Origin of the sequence: Vibrio ichthyoenteri ATCC 700023, assembly GCF_000222605.1 — a bacterium.
In the GTDB taxonomy this organism is placed as follows: Bacteria; Pseudomonadota; Gammaproteobacteria; order Enterobacterales; family Vibrionaceae; genus Vibrio; species Vibrio ichthyoenteri.
This window is the reverse complement of record NZ_AFWF01000001.1, coordinates 1-421: the sequence shown is the minus strand read 5'-3', so window position 1 is coordinate 421 and position 421 is coordinate 1. Positions and strand designations below refer to the sequence as shown.

Genomic DNA, 421 nt, shown 5'->3' with positions numbered 1-421 from the left:
ATATGAATCTGAAGCGAAGCTTCAAAATACATTTTCTAAAGACTTTCGGCGTCGAAAATTCCAACCACATACATTACTGAGTGGTTTGGAGTTCCTATTCCAAAAATTCTTAGAGAATGGTGGGCGATACCGGGCTCGAACCAGTGACCCCCTGCTTGTAAGGCAGGTGCTCTCCCAACTGAGCTAATCGCCCACTAAAAGTTTTAATTCCTTCGTGGAGAAAGAATGGTGGGTCGTGCAGGATTCGAACCTGCGACCAATTGATTAAAAGTCAACTGCTCTACCAACTGAGCTAACGACCCTTAGTGGTATCCCGTAGGGGAGTCGAACCCCTGTTACCGCCGTGAAAGGGCGGTGTCCTAGGCCTCTAGACGAACGGGACACTAAGTGTTGAAACACCTTGGGGGGTGTCTCTATCTCT

3 tRNA genes are annotated in these 421 nt (G+C 48.0%); all 3 read right to left on the bottom strand.

The window, feature by feature from the left end:
• Nucleotides 1-117: 117 nt before the first annotated feature.
• Nucleotides 118-193: transfer RNA gene (locus RH85_RS00015), tRNA-Val, on the bottom strand.
• A 33-nt stretch (nt 194-226) separates the two neighbouring features.
• A tRNA-Lys gene (locus tag RH85_RS00010) sits at nt 227-302 on the bottom strand.
• A 4-nt stretch (nt 303-306) separates the two neighbouring features.
• Nucleotides 307-382, bottom strand: a tRNA-Glu gene (locus tag RH85_RS00005).
• Between the last annotated feature and the right edge of the window lie 39 nt (nt 383-421).